Source organism: Jujubicoccus corallicola, assembly GCF_047345645.1.
Lineage (GTDB): Bacteria > Pseudomonadota > Alphaproteobacteria > Rhodobacterales > Rhodobacteraceae > JBLEFH01.
The window spans coordinates 69,480-85,817 of record NZ_JBLEFH010000003.1 but is presented as its reverse complement, the minus strand read 5'-3'; the positions used below and the strand labels follow the sequence as shown (position 1 = coordinate 85,817).

Genomic DNA, 16,338 nt, shown 5'->3' with positions numbered 1-16,338 from the left:
AGGCGCGGCGCGGGATGCAAATGTATCCCGGTGCGGGGCGGTGCGACCGCCCGCCGCGATCAATGAGACCATGGGAGGTATGAAATGGATCGTCGTTCTTTTTTGACTAAGGCCGGGATGGGGGCCGCCGGTGCGGCCGGAGCCACCACCCTCGCCGCGCCTGCGATTGCGCAGGAAAACCCGAGTGTGACCTGGCGTTTGACCTCGTCATTCCCCAAATCGCTCGACACGATTTATGGCGGCGCGGAAGTGCTGTCGCAGATGGTGTCCGAAGCCACGGGCGGGCAATTCAACATTCAGGTGTTTCCGGCGGGCGAGATCGTCGGCGGTCTGCAAGCCACGGATGCGGTGATCGACGGGACGGTCGAAGCCTGTCACACGGTGGGCTATTACAACTGGGGGAAAGATCCGACCTGGGCGCTTGGCGCGGCGGTGCCGTTCTCGCTGAACGCGCGCGCGATGAATGCGTGGCATTACCATGGCGGCGGGATCGACCTTTACAATGAATTCCTTGCCGAGCAGGGGCTTTACGGCCTGCCGGGCGGCAATACCGGCGTGCAGATGGGCGGCTGGTTCCGCGAGGAAATCAACAGCGTCGAGGATCTGAGCGGGCTCAAGATCCGCGTCGGCGGCTTCGCGGGCCGGGTGCTGGAGCGTCTCGGCGCGGTGCCGCAGCAGCTTGCGGGCGGGGATGTTTATCCGGCGCTGGAGAAAGGCACGATCGACGCGGCGGAATGGGTCGGTCCCTATGACGACGCCAAGCTCGGTTTCCAGAAAGTGGCGCCCTATTACTACTATCCCGGTTGGTGGGAAGGCGGCCCGACGGTCCACTTCCTCTTCAGCCAGGCGCAATTCGAAGAGCTGCCCGACAACTACAAATCGCTCCTGCGCACCGCGGCGCAAGCGGCGAATGTCGACATGCTCTCGGAATATGACTGGCGCAACCCGACCGCGCTCAAGGAGCTTGTGGCCGGCGGCGCGCAACTGCGTCCTTTCAGCCCGGAGATCCTGGAGGCCTGCTACGCGGCGGCCAATGAGGTCTATGACGAGATGACGGCGGAGAACGAGTTCTTCAAGCGGATCTGGGAGAACATCAAGGAATTCCGCAACGACTATTACCTCTACGCGCAGACGTCGGAATACAATTTCGACACCTTCATGATGCTGCAACAGCGTGGCGGAAATCTCTGATTTCTGAGGTTGTGTGAATGGAAACCGGGGTGGCAACGCCCCGGTTTTTTTGTGTCTGGTGAACGGCGGGAGCCATTCAAAAGTCTTAGAATTTTTACAAAAATTTAATCATCGATGGATTGTACGGGTTGATTTTTACCTTTTACCTTATGCCGTCAGGATTTTAGGGGTATTTCTGTGCGTATTTTGTATTTCGACACGCTTCGCAGCTTCGCGATGATCTTCGGCGTTTTTTTTCACGCGCATCAATTTGCGCCGAATGTGGCCTCGAAAATGGTCTGGCAAACCTCTTGGGCGTTCCGGATGGCAGCATTTTTCTTTGTGTCGGGGCTTCTATTTTCAGTGGTATTGGAAAAGCGGGGCCTTGCAGCCATCCTGCGTCGACGCGCGGTAGCGATTGGCGTGCCGCTTATCGCCGGGTTTCTGACAATTGTTCCCGTTCTGAAATGGGCGACGAATGCGGTGAAAGCCTATCCTGAACGCTCGGAAGGTTTTCTCGACACCCTGATTGGAACCTACACATTCCAATACGAAAATGTTTTTTCACATTTGTGGTTTCTTCTTGCGCTCTTAATTTATATCCCGCTCGCCGCAGTTGTGGTGGAGATGATGCAAGCGCGTCAGTTAGCAGGCCGCCTAGCGACCTATTATGATCGCCACAGGTTGTTTTGGGGGCAGGTCGGGTTTGTCGCGTCCATTGCCCTGCTATGCGGTGTTCTGCATTTTCTCGTCCAGACTGCGGATTTGGATGCCCAGATCGACAATACGGCAGTCATCATTGTCCATCACTTGCCGTTTTTCCTTCTAGGGGCGATGAGCTGGCTTTGCTTCAAGAATTTTGAAAAACTGCTGATCATCGACTGGCGGCTTATATTGCTTTGGGTTTTGCTACTGGGGGTCCACCTCTTGACCCGCGGCGACGTTCCCTATGCGGTGACTTATGCCTTCAAAGGTGCTCTGAACATGATCGGTACACTGCAACTCCTCGCCTTCTTCCGGCGCTTTGCCAATTGGGACGGGCCGATTTCCCGGGGCGTGAGCCGGTCGATCTACACGGTCTATCTGTTCCATTACCCTATCCTTGCGCTTCTGGCCTATGGGACCGTCCGCATCGGAATGGAGCGCGGGATCATTTATTACTTCGCTTCGGTTGCCATCGCGCTTGCGCTCAGTTTTGCGCTGCATTTCGCCGTGATTGAGCGCGTGCCGCTGCTGAAATTCCTTTACAACGGGCGCTGGGGATTTACCGGCTCTTTCCTGCGCAGACGGCGGGCAGAGAGCCGGTAAAGATCAGTTGAAACTCGGCGGTTGGCTGAGGTCCATGTTGGGGGCCTCGGCCTCTGGTTCTGCGGGGTCCTCCGCTGGCTCCGCGCCGCCGAAATCGGGCGGGGTGGAGAGGTCAGGTGTGCTGGGGGCTGCGTCTTCTGCCGGGGCAGGGGTGCCGAAGTCCGGCGGGGACGAGAGGTCGGGCGCGGCGGGGGCTTCGGGTGCGTCCTCCGCCGGGGCGGGGGTGCCGAAGCTGGGGGGCTGGCTGAGGTCCATTCCGCCGGCGGCGGGGGCCTCGCTGCCTGTTGATCCGCCTGCGGGGGCGCCGCCGAAGCTGGGGGCGCCGTCGAGGGACATGCCGCCGAAGCCGCCGAGACCGCCCGAAGAGCCGCCGCTGCCGGACGAGCCGAAATCGGGGACCGTGAATTCGACATTGGACGTGTCCACCGGCGCGCCTTTGTAGTGCATGACGAGGCCGGGGAAGAGCATCACGATCGCGATCATCGACACCTGAATGCAGATGAAGGGGATCGAGCCCTTATAGATCTCGCCGGTTTTCACCTCGTCGATTTTCTGGCCGGTGATGCGGTCGAGATAAGGCACACGGGCCGCGACGGAGCGCAGGTAGAAGAGCGCGAAGCCGAAGGGCGGGGTGAGGAAGCTCGTCTGCATGTTGAGGCCAAGGATCACGCCGAACCAGATCAGGTCGATCCCGAGGGTTTCCGCCGCGGGGGCGAGAAGCGGGACGAGGATGAAGGCCAGTTCGAAGAAATCGAGGAAGAAGCCGAGCACGAAGATCAGCAGCGAGACCACGATGAGGAAACCCCATTCGCCGCCCGGCAGGCTGGTCAGCAGATGCTCGACCCATTGGTGCCCGTTCAGGCCATAGAAGGTCAGCGCAAAGACGCGGCTGCCGATCAGGATGAACATCACGAAGGCCGAAAGTTTGGTCGTGCTGTCGAGCGCCGAGGTCAGCATTTGCAGGTTCAGCCGGCGTTTGGCGGCGGCGATGATGAGCGCGCCGACGGCCCCCATGGCGCCGCCCTCGGTCGGGGTGGCCACGCCGAGGAAGATGGTGCCGAGGACGAGGAAGATCAGCGCCAGCGGCGGGATCAGCACGATGATGACCTCTTGGGTGAGGCGGCTCATTACGTTGAGTTTGAAGTATTTATCCGCAAGGGCCGCGCCATAGAGGATCAGCACGGCGAGACCGGCGGCAATGATCGGCGCGTCTTCGGGATTGGTTTGCCCGAAATGACGACGGGCGAGCCAGAAGATTGCGAAGCCGAGCGCGAGCGAGATGATCAGCGAGAGGAGCCCGGAGCCGAGCCGCCGTTCTTCGGGCGGCAGGGCGGGCATGGCTTTGGGGCGCAGGATCGAGATCACCAGCACATAGGCCATATACATGCCGACGAGGATCAGGCCCGGCAGCAGCGCGCCCTTATACATATCGCCCACGGAGCGGCCAAGCTGGTCCGCCAGAACGATGAGGACGAGCGAGGGCGGGATGACTTGGGCCAGTGTGCCGGAGGCGGTGATGACGCCGGTGGCGATGCTGCGGTCATAATTGTAGCGCAGCATGATGGGCAGGGAGATCAGGCCCATAGCGATGACGGAGGCGGCGACGACGCCGGTGGTGGCGGCAAGCAGCGCGCCGACGACGATCACCGCATAGGCCAGACCGCCGCGCACCGGGCCGAAAAGCTGGCCGATGGTGTCGAGCAGGTCTTCGGCCATGCCGGAGCGTTCCAGCACGATGCCCATAAAGGTAAAGAAAGGCACGGCGAGCAGCGTTTCATTCGACATGACGCCGTAGGTTCGCGCGGGCCAGGCGTTGAGAAGGTTCCAGCCGATATTGATGGCGCCGTCCGCATAGGGGGTCAGCAGCACGCCGATAATGTAGAAGAGAAGACCGTTGGCGGCGAGGGAGAAGGCCACCGGGTAGCCGATCAAGAGGAAGATCACCAGCGAGGCGAACATGATCGGCGCGAGGTTGAGAGCGATAAATTCCAGCATCAGTTCTGCTCCCAATCCCGGTTCGGATCTTTGAGGCTGTCCATGCCGATGCCGCCATGGCCTTCCATTTGCGGATCATCGGGGCCGTGGAACGGGTGGGGGTCTTCGATATCGCCGCGCATCACCGCGATTTTCTTGATGATTTCGGAAATGCCTTGGGCGAAGAGCAGGCCGAAGCCGAGGACGACCAGCAGTTTCGACGGCCAGAGGATCAGCCCGCCGGCGTTGTTCGACATCTCGCCACTGTTGAAACTGCGCATGAAATAGGGCCAGGCGAGCCAGAGCGTGATGATGACGAAAGGCATGAGGAAGAAGAGGTGGCCGAACAGGTCTATCCAGTGCTGGGTGCGGCGCGACCAGCGGCCATAGACGATATCGATGCGGATATGTTCGTTCTGTTGCAGCGTATAGGCGGCGGCGCCGAGGAAGGCCGCGCCGAAGAGATACCATTGCATCTCCAGCCACGCATTTGAGGAGGTGTCGAAGACCTTGCGGATCACCGCATTTGTGGCGCTGACGAGCACCGCGACCAGGATCAGCCAGGATACGGCCTTTCCAACAAGTAAAGTCACGCGGTCGATGACCCGTGACAGCGCGATCAGTGCGCCCATTCTGTCCTCCCTTACGCGGCCTCTTGTGCCGCGGTTGGTTCGGTATGACGCGGCGGCCCGGTTCGGTCAAGAAAGGGAGCGAAATCGGCTTAAAAAACCCTGCCCCGGTTCGGTAACGGGGGCAGGGGGATGGTGAGGCGGGGTTAGCCGAAGACCTCGTCGAGCGCGCCCGACATGGCGGTGACGATCTGGTCGCACTCGGCCTCATTGATGCAGAGCGGCGGCGCGAAGCCGAGGATGTCGCCCTGCGGCATGGCGCGGGAGATGACCTTGCGCTTGAGGAGCGCCGCATTGACAGCGCCCGCCTTCGCCATAGGCTGATCGAAGAAGGTGCGCGGATTGCGGTTTTCCACAAGTTCGACCGCGATCAAGAGGCCCTCGCCGCGGATCTCGCCGACATTGGGGTGATCACCGAAGGCCTCGACCATCTTCTGCTTGAGGTAAGCGCCGGTTTTGCCTGCGTTTTTCACAAGGTTCAGTTCATCGACCAGCTTGAGGTTGGCGACGCCCGCCGCCGCGCCGATCGGGTGGGCGGAGTAGGTCCAGCCATGGCCGATCGCGCCGAATTCGTCGGTGCCTTTCATCAGCACATCGACCATTTTTTCGGAGAAGATCGAGCCGGAGAGCGGCGCATAGGCTGAGGTGAGACCCTTGGCGATGGTGATGATATCGGGGGTCATGCCATAATGCGCCGAGCCGAACATGGAGCCGAGGCGGCCAAAGCCGGTCACGACCTCATCGGCGATGAGCAGGATATCATGCTTGGTCAGCACCTCCTGAATCGCCTCCCAATAGCCCGGCGGCGGCGGGACAAGACCGCCCGTGCCGAGCGCCGGTTCGCCGATCATGGCGGCGATATTCTCCGCGCCTTCCTTCTCAATCAGCGCATCGAGGTTCTTGGCGCATTGCTGGACGAACTCGGCTTCGGACAGGCTCTCATCCTCGCGGCGGTAGTAATAAGGCGCGTCGGTGTGGATCACCGCCTCCATCGGCAGATCGAATTTCTGGTGGAAGGCGTGCAGACCCGTCAGCGAGCCGGACATCAGGCCCGAGCCGTGATAGCCGCGCCAGCGCGAAATGATCTTCTTCTTATTCGGGCGGCCAAGGATGTTGTTGTAATACCAGACCATTTTGATGTTGGTCTCATTCGCGTCGGACCCCGAGAGACCGTAATAGACATGGCTCATATGCTCCGGCGCGCGGTCGAGGATCATTTTCGACAGGGTAATCGCGGCCTCGGTTCCGTGGCCGACATAGGCGTGGTAATAGGCCAGCTCCTTGGCCTGTTTGGCGACCGCGTCGGCCACCTCCTGCCGCCCATAGCCGACATTGACGCAGTAGAGCCCCGCAAAAGCATCGAGCAGGCGGTTGCCCTCGCGATCCTCGATAAAGACGCCGTCCCCGCCGGTCACGATCCGGTTCCCCATATCGCCGCGCACGAATTGCGCCAGATGGGTCGAGGGGTGCATGAAATTCTCTCGGTCCCACTGGGACAGTTGGTCATTGGTCAGCATAGCGTCCTTCCTTGTTTTTCGATGCGCGGTCATAATTCCGGCAGACATATTTGATATCGGTAAAAGCTTCGAGCCCCTGCCGTGCGCCTTCGCGCCCGAGACCCGATTGTTTCATGCCCCCGAAGGGGATCGGCGCGCCGGTGACCTTGGTGCGGTTGACCGCGACCATGCCGTATTCGAGCGCCCGCGTGATGCGGTAGATCCGCGCCGCGTCGGAGGTGTGGAAATAGGCGATGAGGCCGTATTCCGTCGCATTGGCCTTGGCGATCACCTCGTCCTCATCGTCAAAGGGCAGGATCGGGGCGACCGGGCCGAAGGTTTCTTCCGACAGGATCGAGGCGTTTTCCGGCACGTCTTTCAGCACAGTCGGCTGGAAAAACAGCGGGCCTTGCGCGTCCACCTCGCCGCCAGTCAAAAGCACCGCGCCTTTCTCCAGCGCATCGGCGACATGATCCTTTTGTTTCTGCACCGCATTGGCGTTCATCAGCGGGCCGAGATCCTTGTCCTCGATACCGGGCGCGAGGGTCAGCGCCTCGGTCGCCTCGGTGAAGCGCTGGCAGAAATCGTCATAGACGCTGCGATGGACGTAAAAGCGGTTCGCGCCGAGGCAGTCCTGCCCGGTGGTCGCGAATTTCGCCGCAATCGCGCTGTCGATGGCGCGGTCCATATCCGCATCGTCGAACACGATGAAGGGCGCGTGGCCGCCAAGCTCCATGATGAGCCGTTTGATGGTCGGCGCGGATTGCTGATAGAGCAGCCGCCCGATTTCCGTCGAGCCGGTAAAGGACAGCACGCGCACGCGCGGGTCCGCCGTCCACGGCTCGACCACCTCGGCGGGCTGGCCGGTCACGACGTTGAAGACGCCTTTCGGCACACCGGCGCGTTCGGCAAGTTCCGCCAGCGCAAGGGCGGAGAAGGGCGTTTCCTTCGAGGGATGCACCACGCAGACGCAGCCCGCCGCCAGCGCCGCCGCCGCTTTGCGGGTGATCATGGCCGAAGGGAAATTCCACGGCGTGATCAGCGCGGCGACCCCGCAAGGCTCGCGCCACAGCTCGACCTCGGCATTGCGCAGATGTGAGGTGATGCCCTCGATATTCGCGCGCTTGGCTTCCTCGGCATAGAACTCCAGAAAGACGGCGGCATAGTCGATCTCGCCGCGACATTCGGAGATGGGCTTGCCCTGTTCCAGCGTCATGATGAGCGCCAGATCCTCGCGGTGGTCGTGCATGAGGTTGCGCCAGCGGCGCAGGATCTCGGCGCGTTCCTGGGGGAGCGTGTCGTCCCACCCGCGAAACGCCGCCTCGGCCGCATCGACCGCGGCCCGCGACTCCGTGCCGGAGAATTGCGGCACCGATCCCAGCCAGTCGCCATTGGCGGGGTTGGTCACATCGACCGTCGCCCCGTTCTGCGCCGCACGCCACTCGCCATCCACATAGGCAAATTCGCGCATCAGCGCTTTGTCTTTCAGCCGGTCAAGCTCCGGCGCTCGTCTCTTTTGCATGGGTAAACCTCCTCTGATCGCTTGAATATCAGGGGCTTGGCAGAGGGTGCGTCTAAGTTTTGCGGGCGGCGCAGAGAAATCCTCTGGCGCGCGCCGCAATGGCAGAGGATTTCTCTGCTTGCGGGTTTTGGCGCGGGCTGGCATGGGGGAGAGACCCCCGAAAAGGAGCCTCCCATGAGCGATATTTATGCCGGTCTCGAACAGCTTGGCCAGAACAGCGCCCTGCCGCAAAGCCCCGAAGAGGCGGTGCTGGAGCGCGTGAAAAACCCGCAGGACGTGCCTTATTGCGTGCGCTTCACCCAGCCGGAATTCACATCGCTCTGCCCGATCACGGCGCAGCCCGATTTTGCGCATCTGGTGATCGACTATGTGCCGGGCGACTGGCTGGTCGAGAGCAAATCGCTGAAGCTCTATCTCGGCAGTTTCCGTAATCACGGGGCGTTTCACGAGGATTGCACCGTCTCCATCGGGCGGCGGATCGTGGAATTGCTGGATCCGCAATGGCTGCGCATCGGCGGCTATTGGTTCCCCCGCGGCGGGATGCCGATTGATGTGTTCTGGCAGACCGGCGTCGCGCCTGAAGGGGTGTGGATCCCGGAGCAGGGGGTCGCGCCCTATCGGGGGCGGGGCTAAAGGATAGACTTAGGCCCGTCAGGGCTTTCCGCTGAGTTCCCTTGGCAAAAGCTCTATTCCGGCACTGGCGGGAAGGGCGCGCGTTTCACCTGTTTGGTGACGATATAGGTGTAGTAGCGCTGTAGCCCGATCCCGTCCGCCAGCATCTTGTCGACGAGGCGCTGATAGGCGTTCACGTCGCTGACGGCGAAGTGCAGCAGGTAATCCATGCCGCCGCCAATGCTCCAGCAGCCGGTGATTTGCGGGACTTGCGCGACGGCGGCCTCGAAGCGCTGGAAATCCTCGGTGCGGTGGCTGCCGATCTCGGCCTGCATGAAAATCTCCATCAGCGGGCCGAAGGCACTTGGTGCGATTTCCGCCCCGAACCCGGTGATGATCCCGGCGGCTTGCAGTTTTTGCAAACGCTCCCAGCAGGGGGTGGGCGAGAGGTCGATCCGCGCGGCCAGCTCGGTTTTGGTGATACGGCCCTCGGTCTGCAAGATGCGCAGGATTTTCAGGTCGCGATCATCGAGGGGCGTCATGTGGTTTCGATCTCCGTGCCAAGTCCCGCCGCGCGTGCCCGGCGAAGCGCTAGGGCGGCGATGACGGTATCCTGTACGCCCATGCCGGTGAGATCGCAAAGGGTGATTTGATCGGGGTCGGTGCGGCCTGCGGCGTCGCCCGCGAGGATCGCGCCGATCTCGGTGGGCGTGCGATCCGGCGCGGCGGCCCCTTCACCAAGCGCCTGCGATTGCGCCGTGCTGTCGCAGGCGAAGAGATCGAGTCGGGCGAGCGCCGCCGCCGCGATCTCGTTCTTGCCCGCCTGATCGGAGCCCATGGCGGTGATATGCAGGCCCGGATGGAGCCAGTCCGCCTCCACCACCGGCGTGGTGGCGGGGGTTGTGGTGATGACAAGCTGGGCGCTGCGGACGGCCTCTTCGGCATCCGTCACCACCGTTTCAATCCCAAGCGTTTTAGCAAGATCGGCGGCGCAGGCGGCGGCTTTGGCGGGGTCGCGCCCGGCGATCATCAGGCGGGTGAAGGGGCGCACGAGATGCGCCGCCTCCGCCTGAAGCCGCGCCTGTTCGCCCGTGCCGATGATCGCGGCGGTCTCCACGGTTTCGGGCGCGAGGGTTTGCGCCGCCACGCCGCCCGCCGCTGCCGTGCGCATGGCGGTCAGAAACCCATTGTCGAGCAGGACCGCTTCGGCCACGCCCGTCTCCGCATCCAGTAGCATCATCAGCCCGTTGAGCGACGGCAAGCCTTTGGCCGGATTGTCGAAAAACCCCGGCGAGACCTTGATGGCAAAACCGTCTTCCCCGCGAATCCACGCGGTTTTCACATCCACCTCGCCATGGACTTCGGGCAGGGCCATGGAGAGCACCGGCGGCTGGACCGCGCCGCCTCCCGAGAAGGTGCGGAACGCGCCCGCAATCGCGTCGATCAGATCGCGGTCGAGGCGGATGATCTGGCGCAGATCGCGCTCGGTGAGGAGGGTTACAGTTGCCATGGTTGCCCTTTCAGGATGGTCTCGCCAAGCGTCACGTCCTGGCCCGCCATGATGGCGTTGAATTGCGCCATGTCCACCGCGTCCCCGGTGATGACGAGGCCGACCGGGCCGCTGCCGTCAAGGCCCGCGAGGAGGGCCGCCAGACCCGCCACCGCGCCGCCTTCGCTGACGAGGCGTTCGCGGTAGTAAAGTGTTTGCATGGCGCGGTAGATCTCCGCCTCGCTGACCGTCCAGTGATCGTCGATATGGTCGCGGCAGGCGGCGAAGGTGAAGCGGTTGTGAAGGCCGATCCCGCCGCCGAGACTGTCCGCGAGGCTGTGCGGCTCGTCCACATCCACGGGGCGGCCCGCCTTGAGGCTCGCCGCCATGGCCGCGCCGTGCTGCATGGAGACGCCGGTGATGCGGATCGCCGGGTTCATCGCCTTCGCCACCCTTGCCATGCCGCCCGCCAGCCCGCCGCCGGAGAGTTGCAGGACGAGATGGGCGAGGTCAGGGCGGTCCTCCAGCATCTCCAGCGCGATGGTGGATTGGCCCGCCATGATGTCCGGGTGATCGAAAGGGGGAATGTCGGTCATGCCCTCTTCGGCCACGAGGCGCGCCACTTCCACCGCCGCTTCATCCTGCGAGCGGCCGATGCGCCGGACCTCCGCGCCGAGCGCTTCGATGGCGGCGACCTTGTTCGGGGGCACCAGTTCCGAGAGGCAGACCACCGCGCGGATGCCGCTTTGCTGCGCAGCATAAGCGACCGCGCGGCCATGGTTGCCGGTGGAGCAGCAGACGACGCCCTTGGCCCGCGCCGCCGGATTGAGCCGGGCAATCGCCGTCGCCGCGCCGCGCAGTTTGAAGGCGCGGGAGGGCTGCATGGTTTCCATTTTCAGCAGCACCTCACGCCCCAGCATCTCCGACAGCGCGGGCGCGGGCAGCAGCGGCGTGCGCAGCGCAACGCCCGCCATGTCGCGGCGTGCCGCCTCCGCATCCGCAAGGGGCGGCGGGAGCGCGACTTGTGTATCTCTTGGGCAATTTTGCTGCATATTCGTCGGATTTACCTGAATTTTTGACCAAGAGATATAATTCATTTGCATCTTCCGGCGGAGTGTCCTTAGCGTCAACCGAAAGACAAGCGTAAAGGAGGCTCTATGCCACAGCCCGACATTTCCTTTCAGACCGAGGAATATCTTGAGCGTGTCGCCAAGGTGCATAAGGAGATGGAGGCGCGTGGTCTCGATCTGCTGATTGCGACGGACCCGAGCAATATGGCGTGGCTGTCGGGCTATGATGGCTGGTCGTTCTACACCCACCAAGCGGTGATCGTGCCGCTTGGCGACACGCCGATCTGGTGGGGCCGGATGATGGACAGCTGGGGCGCGGAACTCACGGTATGGCTGCCGAAGGACCGGATCATCGGCTACCCGGATATTTATGTGCAGAACCCCAAGCAGCACCCCCATTCGCATCTGGCGGATTTGCTGAAAGAGAAAGGTCTCGCCAAGGGGCGGATCGGGGTTGAGCTGGACAATTATTACTACTCCGCCAAGGCGCATCAGGAGCTGACCAAGGGTCTGCCGGATGCCCAGATCGTGGATGCGACGGCGCTGGTGAATTGGCAGCGCGCGGTGAAGTCCAAGACGGAGCTGGCCTATATGCGCCGCGCCGCGCGGATCGTCGAGCGGATGCATGACCGGATCATCGAGGTGATCGAGCCGGGGATGCGCAAGAACGAGTTGATCGCGGAGATTTACGATGCGGGCATTCGCGGAACGCCGCATTATGGCGGGGATTATCCGGCGATTGTGCCGCTCGCGCCGTCCGGGATCGACGCGACCGCGCCGCATCTGACGTGGAATGACTGGCCGATCCGACCTGGCGAAGGCACGTTTTTCGAAATTGCCGGGTGCCATCGCCGCTATCACGTGCCGCTCTGCCGCACGATCTGGCTGGGCGAACCGCCGGATGAGGTGCTGCGGGCGGAGGCGGCGCTCTTGGAGGGGCTGGAGAACGGCATCGACGCCGCCCGCGCCGGGAACCGCGCCTGCGACATTGCCCATGCCCTTTACGACGCGCTTGGCCGCGCCGGGATCGAGCGGGACGGGCGCTGCGGCTATCCCATCGGGATCAGCTATCCGCCCGATTGGGGCGAGCGCACCATCTCCATCCGCAAATCCGACGAAACTGTGCTGGAGCCGGGCATGACCTTCCATTTCATGCCGGGGCTTTGGATGGATGAATGGGGGCTGGAGATCACCGAAAGCATCGTCATTCAGGAAGCCGGACCGGCGCTCTGCATCGCCGACTATCCGCGCGAACTGTTCGTGAAGCGTTAAATGACGCCGTGGAGGCGGAAGAGCATCCCCGACAGCGCGTTGCGGATGATATAGCCGATTGCGGCCACGTCGCCGCGGTTGAGCGCCTCGAAAATGGCGCGGCAGTCTTCCTCAAACGCCGCCGCCTCGCGGGCGATGTTCAGATCGTCGAGATGGAGTTGCCAGAGCCGCGCGGTGATGTGGAACATGCGGTCATAGGTGACATGCAGCCACGGATTGCCGATGAGCGTGCAAATGATTTCATGCACTTCGAGGTCGATCTCGCCGAAGCTGCGGGCGTCGAGATCGCCAAAGGCGCCGCGGTCGAGAAAGGCGCGGAGGCGGTTGAGGGCTTCCGGGCTTGGCGGGCAGGGATCGAGCGCGCCGATCTGCTCCGCTAGGCCCATGCGGAAGAGAAAGGCCGGGCGGAGTTGGTCGAGATCGACCGGGCGCACCGTGGTCGGCACCCCGTGGCGCGCCCGCACCAGCCCGTCATCGCAGAGCTTTTGCAACACGCGCCGGAGCGGCGTGCGGCTGACATCGTAATGCTGCTCCAGTTCCGCGAGATCGAGTTTGTCGCCGGGGCCGTAATCGAGCAGGACGATCTTGCGCCGCAGGTCACGATAGATCGTGTCGAAGCGGCGCTCCGCCGGGGTCATGTCGGGTTCTGTCTTGTCGGTCATGTGCTGGCCCTCTACCTTCCCTGACATGACATATAATTTTACCAATGGCCAATCGCGGGCGGTGGATGCACGGCGCACCGGGCTGGTGGCGCTGGCGACGGATCTGGTGACGGAGAATGATTTCGGCGCGCTCAGGGCGGGACCGGATCATTGGCTGCACACGACCCGGATCGCCTTTGGCAATCCGTTCACCGAGGAGACCTTGCGCGCGACCTTGCCGCAGCTGGGCAAGGCGGCGGCGCTGATCCTGCCGGGGGTGGAGTTGGGCTCCATCATGTTCTCCTGCACCTCGGCCACGGCGGTGTTGGGAGAGCAGGCGGTCAGCGATGCCTTTGCCGAAGGGCGGCCCGGTGTGCCGGTGGTGACGCCGCCTGCTTCGGTGCTGCTCGGGCTGAAAAAGCTGGGACTGACGCGGCTCGCGATGCTCGCGCCCTATGAAGCGCCGGTGGCGCATTTGCTGGCGGACTATCTGGCCGGACAGGGGGTGGAGATTGCGGGGCTGAAGATCCTTGGCCTCGGTGATGATCAGGCAATCTCGGCGCTGACGCCGGATGAGATCCTTGCCGCCGCCAAGCCGCTGGTGCAGCCGGGCGCCGCACTTTTCATCGCCTGCACGGCGACGGATGCGGCGCGGCTGGTGCCGTGGCTGGAAGGGGAGCTCGGGTGCCCGGTTCTCACCAGCAATCAGGCGATGATCTGGCGGGCGATGCGTCTCGCCGGGGAGACCGGCGAGATGCCACAATTCGGCGCGCTCGGCGCTATTTGACCGTCAGGCAGGCGCAGGGCGCGAGGGATGTCACCTTGTGCGACACGCCGCCCAAAAGAAACCCGCCCATATCGCCAAGTCCGCGTTTGCCGAGGATGATCAGATCGGCGTCGAGTTTCTTCGCCTGATCCACGATCTTGCGCGACGGCGCGCCGCGCACGGCGTGGGTTTTGGCCGTCACGCCCGCGTCCTTCGCCTTGCCCGCGCCATACTCCGCGACCTCTTTGGCGTAGGATTTTAGGGCCGATTCCGGGGTTTCGAGATCCTTGCTGCGGATCATCGACAGGCTGCTCTCCGACGGCGAGTGGTGCCGATAGACGGTCATGATGTGGAGTTTCGCCCCGCAGGTCTTGGTCAGCGCGATGGCGTGATCGAGCACCCGGTCGGAATGGGACGAGCCGTCAATGGCGGCGAGAATGGTCTGATACATGGTTTACCTGAAAGCAAGATTAGGCAGGAACAGGGCGATTTGCGGGAACAGGATGAGCATGACACTCACGGCCAGCAGCATGAAGACGAAGGGCGGCGTGCCCTTGATGACTTCGAGATAGGGCCGTTTGAAAATCGCAATCGCGGTGAAGATATCGCAGCCAAAGGGCGGCGTGGCGGAGCCAACCGCGACCTGCATGGTGATGATCACACCGACGAGGACGGGGTCGAGGCCCGAGGCCTGCACCAGCGGATCGAAGATCGGGACCATCACGAGGATCACGACAATCGGGTCCACGAACATACAGCCGACGAAAAACGCGATGGAGATCGCGACGAGGATCATGGTTGGCGAGGCTTCGGCAAGGCCGAGACCGCCGATGATCTGCTGCGGGATCTGGTTGAAGCTGATCGCCCAGCTAAAGGCGGTGCCTGCGGCGACGAGGATAAAGACGACGGCGGTGATGAGGCCAGTCGACTTCGCGACGTCCCAGAGGTCCATCAGCTTGAGTTCGCGGAAGATCACCAGCTCCAGCAGGATCGCATAGGCGACGCAGACGGAGGCGGCCTCAGTCGGCGAGAAGATCCCGCCATAGATGCCGCCGACCACGATCACCGGGAAGCCGAGCGGCCAGAGGGCGGAGAGAAACGCCTGCCCGCGCTCGCCCCAACTGGCTTTGGGCATGGTCGGGATGTCGTTTTTGACAGCGTAGATCACGCACCAGATCGAAAAGAGCAGCAGGATCAGAAGGCCGGGGCCGACGCCCGCGATGAAGAGTTCCGAGATGGAGGTGCCGGAGATCACGCCGTAGATGATCATCGCAATCGAGGGCGGGATCAGCATGGCGATATCGGAGGCGTTGATGATGAGCGCCAATGTGAAATTGTCCGAATAGCCGTTTTTCAGCATCCGGGGGCGGAGCGGGCCGCCAATGGCGACCACGGTCGCCTGCGTCGAGCCGGAGACCGCGCCGAACAGGGTGCAGGCCATGGCGGTCGAGACGCCAAGCCCGCCTTTGACATGGCCGACGAAGCTCATCACGAGGTCGATCAGCCGGTTGGCCGAGCGCCCCTTGGTGATGATATCGGCGGCGAGGATGAACATCGGCACAGCGATCAGCGCGGTCGGGCGGATGCCTGCGACCATCTGCTGGATCATCACTTCGGGCGGCACCGACATGAAGACGAAGAAGGCCACGAAGCTGCCCGCCAGAAGCGGGATCATCATCGGGAAGCCCGCGAGCAGAAGCACCACCATGGTGCCGAGCATGATTAAGGTCATCTGGTCCATGGTTTATACCCCGCTGATTTCGTCGTCATGTTCGTCATAGCTGTCGACGACCGAGGCGGAGAGATAGACATCCTCCCGCGTGAGGTTGGCAATCGCCGTCAGGATATACTGGATCCCGGTGATTGCAAATCCGGCGGGCATCCAGAGCAGGGTCCACCAGATCGGCACCCGGAGCGACGGGTAGATCCGCCCGGTTTGGGCCTGGCTGACGACATATTCATAGGAGTAATAGGCGAGGGTGAACATGAACCCCGCCGTGACGACGCAGATCAGCACCATCATCGCCTTGCGCCCGCCATCGCCAAGCGCGTCGTAAAAGGCGGACATGCGGATATGTCGCCCCATCCGGGCGGCATAGCCGAGCCCGACAAAGGTGATGAGGATGATCAGAAACTGGTTCAGTTCCTCGGCAAAGAAGATCGACTGGCCGAAGAGAAAGCGCCCCAGCACGTTGGCCACCGAGACGGTCGCCATCATCAGCGTGCCTGCGGCCAGGACAAACGCCTCAATTTTGGCGATCATGCCGTCAAGCCAGGCGAGCGGCGCGAGAACGCCGCCAAACTGTTCGGGCGGCGTGGGCGGCGCTGTTGGGGGTGAGGGGTCCGGCAATCTTTGGTCTTGGTCTTCTTGCATCGGGGCCTCCCGGTT

16 protein-coding genes are annotated in these 16,338 nt (G+C 62.7%); 5 read left to right on the top strand and 11 right to left on the bottom strand.

Annotated elements, in window-relative coordinates; all coding sequences use genetic code 11:
* The first annotated feature begins 84 nt into the window (after positions 1–84).
* Both ACMA5I_RS05565 and ACMA5I_RS05560 read left to right on the top strand, forming a co-directional pair.
* Positions 85–1,191, top strand: a complete 1,107-nt coding sequence (locus ACMA5I_RS05565) for a TRAP transporter substrate-binding protein (protein ID WP_525885253.1) — start codon at positions 85–87, stop codon at positions 1,189–1,191.
* Positions 1,192–1,377: 186 nt separating this feature from the next.
* Positions 1,378–2,478, top strand: a complete 1,101-nt coding sequence (locus ACMA5I_RS05560; RefSeq protein WP_525885252.1) for an acyltransferase family protein — start codon at positions 1,378–1,380, stop codon at positions 2,476–2,478.
* 3 nt (positions 2,479–2,481) lie between these two features.
* Here ACMA5I_RS05560 and ACMA5I_RS05555 read toward each other — a convergent pair whose 3' ends face one another.
* From ACMA5I_RS05555 to ACMA5I_RS05540, 4 genes are all read right to left on the bottom strand, one after another.
* A complete protein-coding gene (locus ACMA5I_RS05555; protein WP_525885251.1) occupies positions 2,482–4,473 on the bottom strand; it encodes a TRAP transporter large permease in 1,992 nt (663 codons plus the stop codon).
* Positions 4,473–5,084 (bottom strand): TRAP transporter small permease subunit, encoded by a 612-nt coding sequence (locus ACMA5I_RS05550; protein WP_525885250.1) that lies wholly within the window; start codon positions 5,082–5,084, stop codon positions 4,473–4,475. Before ACMA5I_RS05550 ends, ACMA5I_RS05555 begins: the two co-directional genes overlap by 1 nt.
* 143 nt (positions 5,085–5,227) lie before the next feature.
* Complete coding sequence (locus ACMA5I_RS05545) at positions 5,228–6,598, bottom strand: aminotransferase family protein (RefSeq protein ID WP_525885249.1); 1,371 nt, start codon at positions 6,596–6,598, stop codon at positions 5,228–5,230.
* Complete coding sequence (locus ACMA5I_RS05540) at positions 6,585–8,099, bottom strand: NAD-dependent succinate-semialdehyde dehydrogenase (protein WP_525885248.1); 1,515 nt, start codon at positions 8,097–8,099, stop codon at positions 6,585–6,587. The genes ACMA5I_RS05545 and ACMA5I_RS05540 overlap by 14 nt, the downstream gene beginning before the upstream one ends.
* Before the next feature lie 174 nt (positions 8,100–8,273).
* Here ACMA5I_RS05540 and queF point away from each other — a divergent pair, with 174 nt between their 5' ends.
* A complete protein-coding gene (gene queF, locus ACMA5I_RS05535) occupies positions 8,274–8,732 on the top strand; it encodes a preQ(1) synthase (protein WP_525885247.1) in 459 nt (152 codons plus the stop codon).
* Between the two features lie 53 nt (positions 8,733–8,785).
* Here the strand turns inward: queF and ACMA5I_RS05530 are convergent, their stop codons facing one another.
* The 3 genes from ACMA5I_RS05530 to eutB are packed head-to-tail and all read right to left on the bottom strand — an operon-like array spanning position 8,786 to position 11,297.
* Complete coding sequence (locus tag ACMA5I_RS05530) at positions 8,786–9,253, bottom strand: Lrp/AsnC family transcriptional regulator (protein ID WP_525885246.1); 468 nt, start codon at positions 9,251–9,253, stop codon at positions 8,786–8,788.
* Positions 9,250–10,221, bottom strand: a complete 972-nt coding sequence (locus ACMA5I_RS05525; RefSeq protein WP_525885245.1) for a cyclodeaminase — start codon at positions 10,219–10,221, stop codon at positions 9,250–9,252. The genes ACMA5I_RS05530 and ACMA5I_RS05525 overlap by 4 nt, the downstream gene beginning before the upstream one ends.
* A complete protein-coding gene (gene eutB / locus ACMA5I_RS05520) occupies positions 10,209–11,297 on the bottom strand; it encodes a hydroxyectoine utilization dehydratase EutB (RefSeq protein WP_525885244.1) in 1,089 nt (362 codons plus the stop codon). Before eutB ends, ACMA5I_RS05525 begins: the two co-directional genes overlap by 13 nt.
* A 60-nt stretch (positions 11,298–11,357) precedes the next feature.
* Here eutB and doeA point away from each other — a divergent pair, with 60 nt between their 5' ends.
* On the top strand, positions 11,358–12,542 hold the full coding sequence (gene doeA, locus ACMA5I_RS05515) for an ectoine hydrolase DoeA (RefSeq protein ID WP_525885243.1): 1,185 nt from the start codon (positions 11,358–11,360) through the stop codon (positions 12,540–12,542).
* Here doeA and ACMA5I_RS05510 read toward each other — a convergent pair.
* Entirely contained in the window at positions 12,539–13,204 is a 666-nt protein-coding gene (locus tag ACMA5I_RS05510; RefSeq protein WP_525885242.1) for a GntR family transcriptional regulator, read from the bottom strand. The two genes, doeA and ACMA5I_RS05510, sit on opposite strands and share 4 nt — an antisense overlap.
* A 25-nt stretch (positions 13,205–13,229) precedes the next feature.
* Between ACMA5I_RS05510 and ACMA5I_RS05505 the strand changes: the two genes are divergently transcribed.
* Positions 13,230–13,970 carry a maleate cis-trans isomerase family protein gene (locus ACMA5I_RS05505; RefSeq protein ID WP_525885241.1) on the top strand — a complete coding sequence of 247 codons (741 nt, stop codon included), beginning with the start codon at positions 13,230–13,232 and terminating at the stop codon, positions 13,968–13,970.
* On the opposite strand, the gene ACMA5I_RS05500 is transcribed toward ACMA5I_RS05505, so the two are convergent.
* The 3 genes from ACMA5I_RS05500 to ACMA5I_RS05490 are packed head-to-tail and all read right to left on the bottom strand — an operon-like array spanning position 13,963 to position 16,323.
* The gene (locus ACMA5I_RS05500; RefSeq protein ID WP_525885240.1) at positions 13,963–14,400 is read right to left on the bottom strand and encodes a universal stress protein; all 438 of its coding nucleotides are present in this window, start codon (positions 14,398–14,400) and stop codon (positions 13,963–13,965) included. The genes ACMA5I_RS05505 and ACMA5I_RS05500 overlap by 8 nt on opposite strands.
* A gap of 3 nt (positions 14,401–14,403) precedes the next feature.
* Positions 14,404–15,681, bottom strand: a complete 1,278-nt coding sequence (locus ACMA5I_RS05495) for a TRAP transporter large permease (protein ID WP_525885655.1) — start codon at positions 15,679–15,681, stop codon at positions 14,404–14,406.
* 12 nt (positions 15,682–15,693) lie between these two features.
* Entirely contained in the window at positions 15,694–16,323 is a 630-nt protein-coding gene (locus ACMA5I_RS05490; RefSeq protein WP_525885239.1) for a TRAP transporter small permease, read from the bottom strand.
* Between the last annotated feature and the right edge of the window lie 15 nt (positions 16,324–16,338).